Origin of the sequence: Staphylococcus sp. HMSC036D05, assembly GCF_001836225.1 — a bacterium.
Classification (GTDB): domain Bacteria; phylum Bacillota; class Bacilli; order Staphylococcales; family Staphylococcaceae; genus Staphylococcus; species Staphylococcus caprae.
This window is the reverse complement of the sequence record NZ_KV827785.1, coordinates 651-924: the sequence shown is the minus strand read 5'-3', so window position 1 is coordinate 924 and position 274 is coordinate 651. Positions and strand designations below refer to the sequence as shown.

Annotated in this window: 1 protein-coding gene; it reads right to left on the bottom strand. The window is 40.9% G+C overall.

Features of this window, described 5'->3' with window-relative positions; all coding sequences use genetic code 11:
• Positions 1-274, bottom strand: a 274-nt coding sequence (locus HMPREF2580_RS10700) for an N-6 DNA methylase (protein WP_176747483.1), incomplete at both ends; no start/stop codon positions are given.

Genomic DNA, 274 nt, shown 5'->3' with positions numbered 1-274 from the left:
TTGGTTTTTACCTTTTTCAAAGGATTGAGAGGCATCAATAAATACCACATCATCGTCTTGTTGGCGACATTTCTTAAAGACTAGAACGCACGTTGGAATACTTGTGCCAAAGAACAAGTTCGCAGGTAAGCCTATCACGGCGTCTAAATAGTTCTTCTCTTCGATTAAATATTTACGAATCGTGCCTTCGGCTGCGCCACGGAATAACACACCATGTGGAAGTACAACAGCCATTGTGCCTTCGTCGTCTAAGTGATAAATCATATGTTGAATA